The sequence below is a fragment of the Bradyrhizobium sp. 25ACV genome, from assembly GCF_054863005.1.
Genome location: NZ_JAVAYO010000007.1, coordinates 226,309 through 238,917, shown reverse-complemented (window position 1 = coordinate 238,917; position 12,609 = coordinate 226,309). Strand labels below are relative to the sequence as shown.

General features: G+C 65.0%; 12 protein-coding genes. 6 read left to right on the top strand and 6 right to left on the bottom strand.

The genetic code is table 11. The features are described 5' to 3' along the window. Positions 1 to 24: 24 nt before the first annotated feature. Genes RAD04_RS18555 through RAD04_RS18540 form a run of 4 tightly spaced genes read left to right on the top strand, consistent with a single transcriptional unit; the run spans position 25 to position 3,827 of the window. Complete coding sequence (locus tag RAD04_RS18555; protein ID WP_018316290.1) at positions 25 to 984, top strand: ABC transporter permease; 960 nt, start codon at positions 25 to 27, stop codon at positions 982 to 984. Beyond that, on the top strand, positions 950 to 1,867 hold the full coding sequence (locus RAD04_RS18550; protein ID WP_018316289.1) for an ABC transporter permease: 918 nt from the start codon (positions 950 to 952) through the stop codon (positions 1,865 to 1,867). The genes RAD04_RS18555 and RAD04_RS18550 overlap by 35 nt, the downstream gene beginning before the upstream one ends. Further along, the gene (locus tag RAD04_RS18545; RefSeq protein WP_092255726.1) at positions 1,867 to 2,862 is read left to right on the top strand and encodes an ABC transporter ATP-binding protein; all 996 of its coding nucleotides are present in this window, start codon (positions 1,867 to 1,869) and stop codon (positions 2,860 to 2,862) included. Before RAD04_RS18550 ends, RAD04_RS18545 begins: the two co-directional genes overlap by 1 nt. Then, positions 2,859 to 3,827, top strand: a complete 969-nt coding sequence (locus tag RAD04_RS18540) for an ABC transporter ATP-binding protein (protein WP_461624902.1) — start codon at positions 2,859 to 2,861, stop codon at positions 3,825 to 3,827. Before RAD04_RS18545 ends, RAD04_RS18540 begins: the two co-directional genes overlap by 4 nt. 113 nt (positions 3,828 to 3,940) lie before the next feature. On the opposite strand, the gene RAD04_RS18535 is transcribed toward RAD04_RS18540, so the two are convergent. The 4 genes from RAD04_RS18535 to RAD04_RS18520 all read right to left on the bottom strand — a co-directional run bounded on the left by RAD04_RS18535 (position 3,941) and on the right by RAD04_RS18520 (position 8,125). Then, on the bottom strand, positions 3,941 to 4,588 hold the full coding sequence (locus RAD04_RS18535) for an HAD family hydrolase (protein ID WP_461624901.1): 648 nt from the start codon (positions 4,586 to 4,588) through the stop codon (positions 3,941 to 3,943). Positions 4,589 to 4,644: 56 nt separating this feature from the next. Continuing rightward, complete coding sequence (locus tag RAD04_RS18530) at positions 4,645 to 5,688, bottom strand: helix-turn-helix domain-containing protein (protein WP_461624900.1); 1,044 nt, start codon at positions 5,686 to 5,688, stop codon at positions 4,645 to 4,647. Positions 5,689 to 5,824: 136 nt separating this feature from the next. After that, positions 5,825 to 7,729 (bottom strand): sensor domain-containing diguanylate cyclase, encoded by a 1,905-nt coding sequence (locus RAD04_RS18525; protein WP_201760022.1) that lies wholly within the window; start codon positions 7,727 to 7,729, stop codon positions 5,825 to 5,827. Between the two features lie 174 nt (positions 7,730 to 7,903). Next, on the bottom strand, positions 7,904 to 8,125 hold the full coding sequence (locus tag RAD04_RS18520) for a dodecin (RefSeq protein WP_018316283.1): 222 nt from the start codon (positions 8,123 to 8,125) through the stop codon (positions 7,904 to 7,906). A 238-nt stretch (positions 8,126 to 8,363) separates the two neighbouring features. On the opposite strand from RAD04_RS18520, the gene RAD04_RS18515 reads away from it, so the two are divergent. Next, a complete protein-coding gene (locus RAD04_RS18515; RefSeq protein WP_461624899.1) occupies positions 8,364 to 9,365 on the top strand; it encodes a glycoside hydrolase family 16 protein in 1,002 nt (333 codons plus the stop codon). Positions 9,366 to 9,367: 2 nt separating this feature from the next. After that, positions 9,368 to 10,837 carry a GH1 family beta-glucosidase gene (locus RAD04_RS18510; protein WP_461624898.1) on the top strand — a complete coding sequence of 490 codons (1,470 nt, stop codon included), beginning with the start codon at positions 9,368 to 9,370 and terminating at the stop codon, positions 10,835 to 10,837. Between the two features lie 9 nt (positions 10,838 to 10,846). Here the strand turns inward: RAD04_RS18510 and RAD04_RS18505 are convergent, their stop codons facing one another. Beyond that, positions 10,847 to 11,404, bottom strand: a complete 558-nt coding sequence (locus RAD04_RS18505; RefSeq protein ID WP_018316280.1) for an HNH endonuclease — start codon at positions 11,402 to 11,404, stop codon at positions 10,847 to 10,849. 214 nt (positions 11,405 to 11,618) lie between these two features. Then, entirely contained in the window at positions 11,619 to 12,596 is a 978-nt protein-coding gene (locus RAD04_RS18500; RefSeq protein WP_461624897.1) for a peptidyl-alpha-hydroxyglycine alpha-amidating lyase family protein, read from the bottom strand. Between the last annotated feature and the right edge of the window lie 13 nt (positions 12,597 to 12,609).

Genomic DNA, 12,609 nt, shown 5'->3' with positions numbered 1-12,609 from the left:
CAACTCTAGACGGGGCCTTCCCTCATGAGCCAATACGTCCTGCGTCGCCTGATGATTGCGATTCCGAGCCTGCTCGGAATCTCGGTCGTGCTGTTCGTCGTGCTCGCGCTCGCGCCCGGCGATCCGTTCTCCGAGCTGGCGACCAACCCGAACGTGCCGCCCGAGGTGCAGGCGGCGCTCCGGGCCAAGTTCGGCCTCGACGATCCGATCCACCTTCGCTATCTGCACTGGCTCAACGCCATGCTGCACGGCGACTGGGGCTTCTCCTTCGTCAGCAGGATGAACGTCGACACGCTCATCCTGCAGCGCCTGCCGGCCACGCTCTACGTGATCGGCTCGGCGCAGATCCTGGCGCTGCTGATCGCGATTCCGGTCGGCGTCTATGCCGCCACGAAGCCGTATTCGCTGTTCGACCAGATCGCCAACACGCTCGCCTTCGTCGGCTTCTCGCTGCCGACGTTCTTCACCGGCATCCTGTTCATCCTGATCTTCTCGGTCACGCTGGACTGGCTGCCTTTCGTCTACACCACCGACATCAAGGGCACCGGCATCCACTGGGTGCTGGAGATGATCCGTCAGGCGATCATGCCGGTGGCGGTGCTCGGCCTGTTCCAGGCGGCGTCGATGACGCGTTTCGTGCGCTCGGCGATGCTGGATGTGATCCGGCTCGACTATGTCACCACCGCCCGCGCCAAGGGGCTCGGGCAGGCCAAGGTCATCGTCAAGCATGTCATGCGCAACGCCATGATTCCGGTCGTGACGTTGATCGCGCTGCAGATGCCCGCGGTGTTCGGCGGCGCCATCGTCACCGAGCAGATCTTCCGCATACCCGGCATCGGCTCGCTGCTGATCTCCTCCATCCTTTCGAACGACACGCCGGTGGTGATGGCCGTCACCTTCGTCTTTGCGTGTCTGGTCGTGCTGTTCAATCTCATCGCGGACGTGCTTTATGGCTGGCTTGACCCTCGCATCTCCCTCCGCTGAGCGGCGCGTCTACTCGCCCTGGCGCGAGACGTGGCGGCGCTACAGCCGCCACAAGCTTGCCGTGGTCAGCGCGTTCCTGCTGCTCGTTCTGATCCTGGCAGTGGTGCTCGGCCCCTTCATCTGGCGGGTCAAGATCGACGACATCGACATCGTCGCGGGCATGCAGGGGCCCTCGCCGGCGCATCCCTTCGGCACCGACGATCTCGGACAGGACATCCTCGCCCGCATGATCTATGGCGGGCGCATCTCGCTCGCGGTCGGCCTCGCCGCGATGCTGGTCTCGGTCTTTGTCGGTGTGCTGATCGGCGCGCTCGCCGGCATGTCGCGCGGTGCGCTCGGTCACGGGTTGATGTGGCTGACCGATCTGTTCCTGTCGCTGCCGCAATTGCCGCTGCTGCTGCTGCTGATTTATCTCTTCCGCGACGGTCTGAAGGCCGCGTTCGGTCCGGAGGGCGGCATCTTCATCCTGATCGTGCTCGTGATCGGCGGCCTGCGCTGGATGCCGGTGGCGCGGCTCGTGCGCGCCCAGTTCCTGTCGATCCGCGAGAAGGAGTTCGTCGAGGCCGCGCGGGCGCTCGGGGCGAGCCCGGTGCGGCAGGTGGTGCGTCACATCCTGCCCAATGCGCTCGGTCCGGTGATCATCGCCGGCACCATCGACGTCGCCGCCGCCATCATCGCGGAATCGACGCTGTCCTTCCTCGGCCTCGGCTTCCCGCCCGACACGCCGACCTGGGGCCGGCTGCTGTATGACGCCAAGGACTTTCTCGACATCGGCCCGCACTGGGCGCTGTTTCCGGGTGGCGCGATCTTCATCGCGGTGGTCGCCATCAACTTCATCGGCGACGGCCTGCGTGACGCGCTCGATGCGCGACGGGTGATCTGATGGCGCCGCTGCTCGAGATCAAGGGACTGAAGACCCACTTCTCCACGGACGACGGCATCCTCCAGGCCGTCGACGGCGTCGACATCTCCATCAACCGGGGCGAGACGCTCTGCGTGGTCGGAGAATCCGGCTGCGGCAAGACCGTCACCGCGATGTCGATCCTGAAGCTGATCGCGATGCCGCCGGGCCGCATCGCGGCGGGTCAGATCATCTTCGAGGGTCGCGACCTCGTGCCGCTGACCAGCAACGAGCTCGACGAGATCAGGGCCAAGGAGATCGGCTTCATCTTCCAGGAGCCGATGACCTCGCTCAACCCGGTGCTCACCGTCGGCGAGCAGATCGCCGAGAGCCTGCGCCGCCACGAGGCCGTGACCAGGAAGCAGGCGCTCGATCGCACCATCGAGATGCTGAAGCTGGTGCAGATCCCCAACGCCGAAGGCCGCGTGCACAATTATCCGCACCAGTTCTCCGGCGGCATGCGCCAGCGCGTGATGATCGCGATGGCGCTCGCCTGCAAGCCGAAGCTGATCATCGCCGACGAGCCCACCACCGCGCTCGACGTGACCATCCAGGCCCAGATCCTGGACCTGCTCCAGGACATGAAGGAGCGCTTCGGCATGGCGGTGATGTTGATCACCCATGCCATGGGCGTCGTCGCCGAAACCGCGCAGCGCGTCGTCGTGATGTATGCCGGCAAGGTGGTCGAGGAAGCGCCGGTCGATGATCTGTTCGGCAATCCCGGCCATCCCTATACGCAAGGGTTGATTCGCTCGATCCCGCGCATCGATCTCGACAGCGAGCACAAGACGCGGCTCGAGGCGATCGGCGGCTCGGTGCCGATCCTGATCAATCCGCCGGTCGGCTGCCGCTTTGCGCCGCGCTGCAAGTTCGCCATGAACGTCTGCACCGAGAAGGAGCCGCTGCTGCGCGAGATCGCACCCGGCCATCGCATGGCCTGTCATCTCGGCGATACAAATCTGGGAGGCGCGGCATGAGCGAACCCTTGCTGCAAGTCTCCAATCTGAAGAAGCATTTCCCCGTGCTCGGTGGCCTGCTGTCGCGCCAGGTTGGCACCGTCTATGCGGTCGACGGCGTGTCGTTCTCGGTCAATCGCGGCGAGACGCTCGGTCTCGTCGGTGAGTCCGGCTGCGGCAAGTCGACGACGGGACGCTGCGTGCTGCGCCTGATCGAGCCGACCGACGGTGAGGTCACTTTCGACGGCCAGGACGTGCGCAGCCTCGGCGGCAACGATCTGCGCGCGATGCGGCGCAACATGCAGCTGGTGTTCCAGGATCCGTTCGCCTCGCTCAATCCGCGCATGACGGTCGGCGCGATCCTCGGCGAGGCCTTCACCATCCATAACCTTGCGACCTCCGCCAAGGAGCGCGAGGAGCGCGTCGCCGGCCTGCTGGTCAAGGTCGGGCTCAAGGCCGAGCATATGCGGCGCTATCCGCACGAATTCTCCGGCGGCCAGCGCCAGCGCATCGTGATCGCGCGCGCGCTGGCGGTCGAGCCGAAGCTGATCGTCTGCGACGAGCCGGTCTCGGCGCTCGACGTGTCGATCCAGGCCCAGGTCATCAATCTGCTGGAAGACCTCCAGGCTGAGCTGAACCTCACCTATCTCTTCGTCGCGCACGACCTCTCGGTGGTCGAGCACATCTCCGACCGCGTCGCGGTGATGTATCTCGGCCGGATCGTCGAGCTGGCGAAAGCAAGCGATCTCTACCGCCACCCGCAGCATCCCTACACCAGGGCGTTGCTATCGGCGGTGCCGGTGCCCGATCCAAAGCTCAAGCGTGAGCGCATCCGCCTCAAGGGCGACGTGCCGAGCCCGATGAAGCCGCCGTCGGGCTGTCACTTCCACACCCGCTGCCCGATCGCCCAGCCGCGCTGCGCGGAAAGCGCGCCCGTGCTGAAGGAAGGGGCGGGCGGCCACTTCGTGGCGTGTCATCTGGCTTGAGGCTCCGAAAGCGAGTTCAGAACCTGTAGGGTAGGCAAAGCGAAGCGTGCCCACGATTCTGAAGACGTGGGCACGGCGCTGTCGCGCCTTTGCCCACCCTACGCACTTCCATCTTAGTCGCGAAGCAGGCCGTGCTCCGACAGGGCCTGCCTGAAGGTCGCCACGGACGTGTGCTGATGCGCGAACAGGCCCGCCTGTCGCGCGCCGGCGACGTTGGCTGCGAGATCGTCGACGAACAGGACGGTCTGCGGCCTCAAGCCGAGCTCCGAGAGGCAGCGGCGATAGCAGTGTGGGTCCGGCTTGGCCGTCTTGAATTGCGCCGAGGTGTAGATCCGGGCGCCGAACAGCGGGCGCAATTCCGGCAGCAGCGTGTCGATGTGGTCGGCGACCAGCGTGGTATTGTTGGTCAGGACGGCAATATCGACGGTGTTTCGCAAGCTGCCGGCAATGTCCAGCATCGCGCGATCGGCCTGCATCGAACGGCGCCGGGCTTCCACCCACTCATCGAGCGAGAGGGGATAGCCGATGCGTTCGCCAAAACCTCGCAGATAGTCGGCGGCCTCGAGCGCGCCGGAATCGCCGAGCAGCTCGAATCCGCTGTCCCAGATCGCGTTGTGGACGGCTTGGCTGCTGGTCCCCGCAAGCTCCGCCAGATAGGCGACGCGTGTCGCCCTGTCGTAGTCGCAGAGGACATTGTCCATGTCGAAGAGGACGAGCTTGATGGCATCAGTCACGGCGACGCTCGCGCATTGGCCGAACATCCGGCCCTGGCGTGAGTCATATCCCGCCGGAACGCGGGCGACAAATCAGGTGCTGGCTAGGGCTGCGATGCGCGCCGCCGCGCCAGTTGATGCAGCACCGTGTCGACGGCCGGCACCGCTCCGGTCTCGCGCAGCCACGTGTCGGCCAATTCCCTCAATTCGCCCGGCGTCAGGCCGAACTTGCGACGGAACGCGCGGATGAAGGTGGAATCGCTGCTGAAGCGCATGTCGACGGCGAGATCGATCAGACGGCCGTCCTGCGCGGATGGCGATATCAAGCGCCGAAACGCGAGATTGAGCCGCTGCTCCCGCACATAATGCGCAAGCCCGCCCTCGGCCTCGAACAGCCGGTAGAGGGTCGCGCGCGAGATATGGAAGTGGCGGCAGAGCTCTTCGCTGGTGAGCGCATCGGTTTCGAGATTGTTCGCGATGCGGCGCTTGATCATCGTAAGGTAGAGGTGCCGCTCGGCGCGCTCGAGGCCCGCGACGATCTCGGCCGTCCCGCCGGCGGCGGCCGCCACGAGATCGGCGATCGCCTCGACGGTGGCTTCGGCATGGCCGGTCGCGGTGTCCGTCCCGGGCTCGGACGGCAGGGCAAGCGCGGCGTAGTGGCTGGCGAGCAGGCGTGCATGAGGGTGATCCGACGGCAGCAGGGTTGCCGTCGCCGCATCCGGATGGGCAAGCCGAGGCGCCAAAATCGCGCGTTGCAGCACGATCGACATCAGATGGGTGCGGCCGCCCGCGGCGCGTAGCGCGGTCCGGTTTGGCTGCGCCATGTCGATGAGAACGATGTCGCCGGGCCGCAGCGTGACCTCGCGCCGGCCCGAGCTGAACTGCATCTCGCCCTCGACGCAGAGGGTGATCTGAAAATGATCCATGACGCCGCGGGCGACGTGCGCGGGCGTGCGGTCATAGTCCTGGTCGGTGGCACGCGTGTCGATCAGCAGGGCGTTGCGGGTCATCCTCGTCACCGTAGTGACATGGAAGTCGTCCTCCGCGGTGCGCGGAATGACCTCACAAATGTCGACCGTCATGGCCCGCAACTGCGCGAGCGCCTCCGGACCGCGCCCGGGATTGTCCGCCGCCGTGCTTCCGTTCAACGCTGTCCCGTCCACATCCCCTCGCGATGCGGAAGACCGCATGCAACTGATTTCTCGAGATCGGCGGCAAGCCAATGTCGGGTCTGGATGTAGCCATTCGGAAATCGGTGCGCAAGCGAGGCCGAGGTGGGTCCCGTCACGCGGTCTTCGCGGGCCAAGGCACGACCTGTCCGGACATCACCAGCCGATCGCGGCCGCTGTCCTTCGCGGCATAGAGCGCGCGGTCGGCCGCGGCGACCAGCGTGCTGAAGTCCGTGGAGGTCAGGGACGGAAGACCGGTTGCGGCGCCGACGCTTACCGTGACCAGCCGGGAGGGCGGATTTTGCGCATGCAGCATGGCAAGATCGTGCAGCGCCTGGCGAACCGCTTCCGCGACCTCCACGCAGCCATCCGGACCTGTGTTCGGCAACAACACGGCGAATTCCTCGCCGCCGTATCGCGCCGCGAGGTCGGCGGGACGCCTGGCCTGGGTGGACAGGATCCGGCCCAGTGCGCGCAGGCACCCGTCGCCCGCCAGATGTCCGTAATGGTCGTTGAATTTCTTGAAATGATCGACGTCGATCAGCAAGAGCGAAAGCTGCGTGCCGTCGCGACGGGCGCGCGCCCATTCGTCGGCAAGGCGTTCGTCGAATGCGCGCCGGTTGGCAAGGCCGGTGAGGCCGTCGGTCCTCGCAAGCGAAGCGAGCTTGTCCTGAAGATCCTTCTGCTCGGTTATGTCGCGCACGACAGCGACGACGCCGTCGATCGCGCCGCTGTCCGATGCCACCGTCACGTGCAGCGCCGCCTCCGCCCAGATCTCCCCTTTTTCGCGATGACGCTGGCGATAGACGAACCGCGCTTCCTCGGCCTCTCCGCTCTTCAGCGCGGTGATGGCCTGAGCGACCCGTTCCATGTCGTCGGCGTGAATGCCGGCCAGGGCCGACGTGTTCAGCAGTTCCTCGGCGGTCCAGCCGGTGATGCGCACGCATGACGGAGAGACATAGAGCAGCCGGTTATCCAGCCCGATCCGGGTTACCATGTCGCTGGATTGCTCGGCCAGCAGGCGGAAATTTGCCTCCTTGGCGACCAGGGCCTGCGCCATCCGCTGCCGCTGCCAGAGCTGACGGACCAGGTAGGAGCCGATCACCGCGATCAGCAGGACGAGGCCGACGACGAAAGTTATGCGCGTGGCGGCGGCGCGTCGCCAGGGAGCCAGCACGTCGTCTTGGGACTTACTCGCCAGCACCATCAGGGGATAGCGGCTGCTGCGCTGGTAGTAGCTCAGGCGCTGCACGCCATCGAGCGGCGACTTAAAATAGTAGACCGCTTCGGCGGGGCGGCTTTTCCAGCCTTTGAACAAGGGCGCATTGGACAGGTCGCGTCCGATGAAGGCGCCGCTCTCGTCTCGGCTGCGTGCCAGCATGATGCCGCCATTGTTGAGCAGCGATGCCGAGCCGTTCGGCCCTAGGTCGAACCGCTCGTAGAATTTGACGAAATAGCTGACGTCGATCGTGAGCAGGGCAACGCCGGCGAAGCCGCCGTCGGGATCGTTGATCCGCCGGGACGCCGTGATGATCCACTGGCCCCCGGAGCGGCTCTTGATGGGCGGTCCGATCAGCGTGCCCGTCTCCGTGGAGTCGCGATGGCGCTGGAAATATTCCCGGTCGCTGTTGTTGAGCTTGGAGAAGTCGAGGCGCTCGGTCGTGGCAAGCCACCGGCCCGTCGCGTCATAGACGAAGATGCCGCGGATGCGGTCCGATGATTTGCGCGTCGGCAGATAGGCCTGGAGCTTCGTGATCGTGTCGGGGCCAGTCCCGTCGAGTTCGAGCCGGTGGACCAGTCCTACCAGGAGCGTATCGACCAGCTCGAACGTATCGTCCGCGTGCTGGATCAGTGAATGTGCGAGGTTGGTGACGTCGATCTCGGCGTTCCTGAGGTCGACATTGCGAGCTTCCCATTCGCGCCAGGCGCTGAGGCCCAGGATCGTCACGCAGATCAGCCCAACGAAGCCCGCCGCCCAGAGCGGAAGGCGCGTCTTGCCGAATTCGCGGCTCGTGACCATCAGGCTTGCTCCAAATCGGGGCAAACCTCTCACTTTCGTCTTAACGGCCTCTTGCAAAATCTGCAATGATTGTGCGGGGTCCGTAATCAACCGGACGGATTGCCGACACCGTCAGGGCCGGTCGGCGGAGCCACGCTACCGCAGTGCGACAATTCCGTTCTGCCGCCTGCCGCCTCATCCCTCCAGGGTGAAGCCGACGCGCAGCGTCACCTGATAGTGGCGCACGGCGCCGTTCTCGATGTGGCCGCGCGTCTGCACCACCTCGAACCATTTCATCTCGCGGATAGTCTTGGACGCGCGGCTGATCGCGTTCTTGATCGCGTCCTCGATCGAGGTTTCGGACGATCCGACGAGGTCCAGGATCTTGTAGACATGATCACTCTCGGTTGCGGCCATGGGTCTTCCCTTGTTTCATCTTGCAGCGGACAAACGCGCTCGATGGAACGTGCATGCGAGCGCATGGCGTTGACTCTGAACGGGCGTGGGCGCTTCGGGTTCCCAGTGCCCGATGGCCCCGGAGCGGAGGCGAGAAGAATGGTTTTCAAATCGCCCGCCGGCGTCGGATGCCGCGGTTGCCCGCGCGAAGACGGATGAGCTAACCTCCGCGCATGTCGTGGCATCTTCGAGTGCGGTGATGATCGGCCGTTGGACGAGGGGCACTCTGGTTGCGATCGGCCTCGGCGTGCTGCCTGCGCCTTGTATTGCGCAGGATGAGCTCGATGGCGCGCCGGCGAGCATGGCCCTGCAGGTGACGACCGATCCTTCCACCATCGCGTGTCGCCGGCTGGACACGGTCAATCCAGCCTCGCTGGTGTTCCTGCCGCTGCGCCGGACCTTCAGCGAGGATTTTGACGAGCATCCGCTGTCGAACGGACGCTGGGTCCCGCATTATGCCGGCGGCGCGGCCTGGCCGGAGGCACGCTATTGGGGCGGCGACGGCTCCGACTTCAAGCGCAAGACCAGCGCCAATGGCGAGCAGCAGATCTACGTCGACCCGCGCTATGCCGGCCGCGCGGCCGCGCCGCTCGGGCTCGATCCGTTCAGGGTGAAGGACGGCGTGCTGTCGATCATCGCCAGCCGAACGCCGCCGGAATTGAAACAGCTGCTGTTCAACAACGAGTACATCTCGGGCATCCTGACGACCCAGGGCACGTTCGCCCAGAAGCACGGCTATTTCGAAATTCGCGCCAAGGTGCCGGTCGGCCACGCAGTGTGGCCGGCGTTCTGGATGCTGGCGGACGACGGCGGCTGGCCGCCGGAGGTCGACGTGCTGGAAGGCCGCGGCGAACGGCCAGGCGATCTCGTGATGACGACCCATTGGCGGATCCCCTCGACCCAGAAGATCCAGTCCTGCGGCTTCGATTTCGCGGTCGGCGACGCATCGAGCGTGTTCCACAATTACGGTGTGCTGTGGCAGGAGGATCGGCTGGTCTATTTCATCGACCGCAGGCCGGTCTCCGACATCAAGGTGCCGATCGGCTTCGACGATCCCATGTACATGATCGTCAATCTGGCGATCGGGTCGAAATTCTTTCTCGGCGTCGGTCCCGTCGACGCGGAATCGCCGTCGAGCGTCGCATTCGAGATCGACCGGATTTCGGCCTATCAGATCGATCTGGAGCTGGCACGGAGATAGCGATGTCAGCCGATGTCTCGCGGCGTCGTTTTGCCAAGCTCACGGGCCTCGCCGCGCTGGGCGTAGCCGCAGGTGTCCGGGCCGCGGAAAATGAGAAGTCCGCATCGGCCGACCGCCACCTGCCGGCGCCGTTCCCGAAGGATTTTCTGTGGGGAACGGCGACCTCGTCCTACCAGATCGAGGGCGCGGTCAACGAGGACGGTCGCGGCAAATCGATTTGGGACATCTTCAGCCACACCCCCGGCAAGATCGAGGACGGCTCGACCGGCGACCGCGCCAACGAGCACTATCATCGCTACAAGGAAGACGTCGCGCTGATCAAGGCGCTCGGCGTCAAGGCCTACCGTTTCTCGATCGCATGGCCGCGCGTGTTTCCGGATGGGACGGGCCAGCCCAACCCCAGAGGTCTCGACTTCTACAATCGCCTCGTCGACGAACTGCTCGCGAACGGCATCGAGCCTTACGCGACGCTCTACCATTGGGACTTGCCGCAGGCACTCCAGGACCGCGTCGGGGGCTGGTCGTCGAGCGACACGTCGAAGGCTTTTGCTGACTACGCTGCGCATGTCGCCGCGCGCCTGACCGATCGGGTGAAGAACGTCTTCACCGTGAACGAGGTCGGGCGTTTCGTGAATTTCGGCTATGGCTGGGGCATCGATGCGCCCGGTCTCAAGCTGCCGGCCGCGCAACTCAACCAGGCTCGCCACCACGTCGCGCTCGCGCACGGGCTTGCCGTGCAGGCGATCCGTGCCGCCGGCCGCGCCGGCACCCGCGTCGGCGCGGCCGAAAACATCGCCGCCTGCGTGCCGGCGATCGCTGCGCCGGAAAACATCCGCGCCGCCGAGATCGCGACGCGCGAGCTCAATGCCGGCTTTCTCGGCGTGGTGCTGGAGGGCAGATATACCGACGGTTTCCTCGCCTATGCCGGCGCGGACGCGCCGAAATTCACTGCCGAGGAATTGAAGATCATCGGCACGCCGAACGATTTCGTCGGCCTCAACATCTACGCGCCGCAATATTACGTCACGGCTTCCGACCGCGCGCCCGGCTTCCACGTGCTGCCGTTCCCCACCTCGTTCCCACACATGAATTCGGAATGGCTGCGGGTCGGCCCCGAAGTGATCTACTGGGTGCCGCGCCTGGCGGCAAAGATCTGGAACATCGAGAATATCTACATCAGCGAGAACGGTACCTCGTCCGAGGACAAGATCTCTGCCGACGGCCAGGTCTACGACCTCGACCGCATCATGTTCCTGCGCAACTATCTGACCCAGATGCAGCGCGCGACCGCCGAGGGCGTGCCGATCCGCGGCTACTTCCTCTGGAGCCTGATGGACAATTTCGAGTGGATCTTCGGCTACGGCAAGCGCTTCGGCCTCTACCGGGTCGATTTCGAGACCCAGGCAAGGGTGCCGAAATTGAGCGCGGCGTTCTATCGCGACGTGGTGGCACGGAACGCGATCGGGGGGTGAGACCACACCCTACGGATCCAGCTCCGTATCCCAGTACAGATAGTCGAGCCAACTATCGTGCAGATAGTTCGGCGGGAACAGGCGGCCGTTGCGGTGAAGCTGGTGCACGGTCGGGGCGAAGGCGTGCTGGCGCGGAAACATCTTTGCCTGCACCGGCGTGAGATTGCCCTTGCGCAGGTTACACGGCGAGCATGCCGCGACCACGTTCTCCCAGGTGGTCTGGCCGCCTTTGCTGCGCGGGATGATGTGATCGAAGGTCAGGTCTTCGGGCGAGCCGCAATACTGGCAGGCGAAACGATCGCGCAGGAAGACGTTGAACCGGGTGAAGGCCGGATGGGTGGTCGGCTTGACGAAGGATTTGAGCGAGACGACGCTCGGCAGCTGCATTTGCAGCGTAGGGCTATGAACCGCCTGATCGTAATGTGCGACGATGTTGACGCGATCGAGGAACACCGCCTTGATCGCGTCCTGCCACGACCAAAGAGACAGCGGGTAGTAACTCAGCGGCCGGAAGTCCGCATTCAGCACCAACACCGGCCAACTGCCTTGCGAGACATGTGCGTTCAAGTAACGCTCCCGGCCTCCAATATACGCTGCGAAGCAGCATGTACTGACATACTACATGCAGCGTGACGGGATTGTGAAGCCCGCTGAGCGACTTATTCAGGTGCAAGCAATGCGGCGCCGGGGTGGCGAAAGCGCTCAAAAAGCCGCGATTTGGGGGAGGTACGCGGCTGGCGCGGAACTGCCGTGACCAGCGCGTCGCGGCCTGCCGCGGCAGCTACTCCCGTACCCGTTCCAGCCTCTGCAAGCACCGTGTCGCGCGCACTACGGCCGGCATCTCCTCGTCGGGAAAGCTGGTGTCCCAGTTGGTGACGCCGACCTCGCCGACATAGATGTCGCCCCTGGAATCCAGCGCGATGCCGTGGGGCGCCAGGAACTTTCCGCTCGCAACACCCGGCCCTTCCTCGCCGCCGAGCCGTGCGATGCGCTTGCCCTTGGCGTCCACGATCGACAGCCGCGGGCCGAGATTGGGCACATTGCGGTTGATGGCAAGGCCCGGGCCGAGCTCGCCGATCACGAAAGTCGGGCTCTTGGTCCCACCGCAACAGCACAGCGCGCAGGGCCGATGCAGGTTGTTCCACTGTGTCTCGTATTTGCCCTCGCCATTGAACACCTGCACGCGGTGGTTCTCGCGGTCGGCGACATAGACCCAGCCATCTGCATCGGTGGCAATATTGTGCACGATGTTGAACTGGCCGGGATCGGTGCCGGGCTCGCCCCAGCTCTTGAGCAGCTTGCCGTCCGGCGTGAATTTGTGCACGCGCGCATTGCCATAGCCGTCGGAGACGTAGATCTCGCCCTTCGGCGACAGCGCGGTGTGGGTGCAGCGGTGGAAGGGATCGCCGCTCATGAACGGCGCCGGCTTCTCGGGGATGCCGATCGTCAGCAGCACCTTGCCGTCCGTGGTGCATTTGCGCACGGTGTGGTCGCCGTCATCGGTGCAGTAGAGATTGTCGTCGGCGTCGATGTGCAGGCCGTGCGCGCGCGAGAACAGCCCTTCGCCCCAACTGCGCAGGAAATTGCCGTCGTGGTCGAGCACCACCATCGGGTGGGCACCGCGGTTGAAGACGTAGACACGGTCCCTGCTGTCGACCGCGACGGAGGCGACGTCGGTGAGCTGCCAGCCGTCGGGCAGTTTCGCGAAATTGTCGACGACGCGGTAGCGGTGCTCGCCGCTGCCGAGAATGGCTGGCATGGGTGTCCCTTCC

Bases quoted from the DNA above. Each gene is read 5' to 3' on its own strand.
- RAD04_RS18555 (WP_018316290.1), top strand. From the start codon at position 25: ATGAGCCAATACGTCCTGCGTCGCCTGATGATTGCGATTCCGAGCCTG.
- RAD04_RS18550 (WP_018316289.1), top strand. From the start codon at position 950: ATGGCTGGCTTGACCCTCGCATCTCCCTCCGCTGAGCGGCGCGTCTAC.
- RAD04_RS18545 (WP_092255726.1), top strand. From the start codon at position 1,867: ATGGCGCCGCTGCTCGAGATCAAGGGACTGAAGACCCACTTCTCCACG.
- RAD04_RS18540 (WP_461624902.1), top strand. From the start codon at position 2,859: ATGAGCGAACCCTTGCTGCAAGTCTCCAATCTGAAGAAGCATTTCCCC.
- RAD04_RS18535 (WP_461624901.1), bottom strand. From the start codon at position 4,588: ATGTTCGGCCAATGCGCGAGCGTCGCCGTGACTGATGCCATCAAGCTC.
- RAD04_RS18525 (WP_201760022.1), bottom strand. From the start codon at position 7,729: ATGGTCACGAGCCGCGAATTCGGCAAGACGCGCCTTCCGCTCTGGGCG.
- RAD04_RS18520 (WP_018316283.1), bottom strand. From the start codon at position 8,125: ATGGCCGCAACCGAGAGTGATCATGTCTACAAGATCCTGGACCTCGTC.
- RAD04_RS18515 (WP_461624899.1), top strand. From the start codon at position 8,364: ATGATCGGCCGTTGGACGAGGGGCACTCTGGTTGCGATCGGCCTCGGC.
- RAD04_RS18510 (WP_461624898.1), top strand. From the start codon at position 9,368: ATGTCAGCCGATGTCTCGCGGCGTCGTTTTGCCAAGCTCACGGGCCTC.
- RAD04_RS18500 (WP_461624897.1), bottom strand. From the start codon at position 12,596: ATGCCAGCCATTCTCGGCAGCGGCGAGCACCGCTACCGCGTCGTCGAC.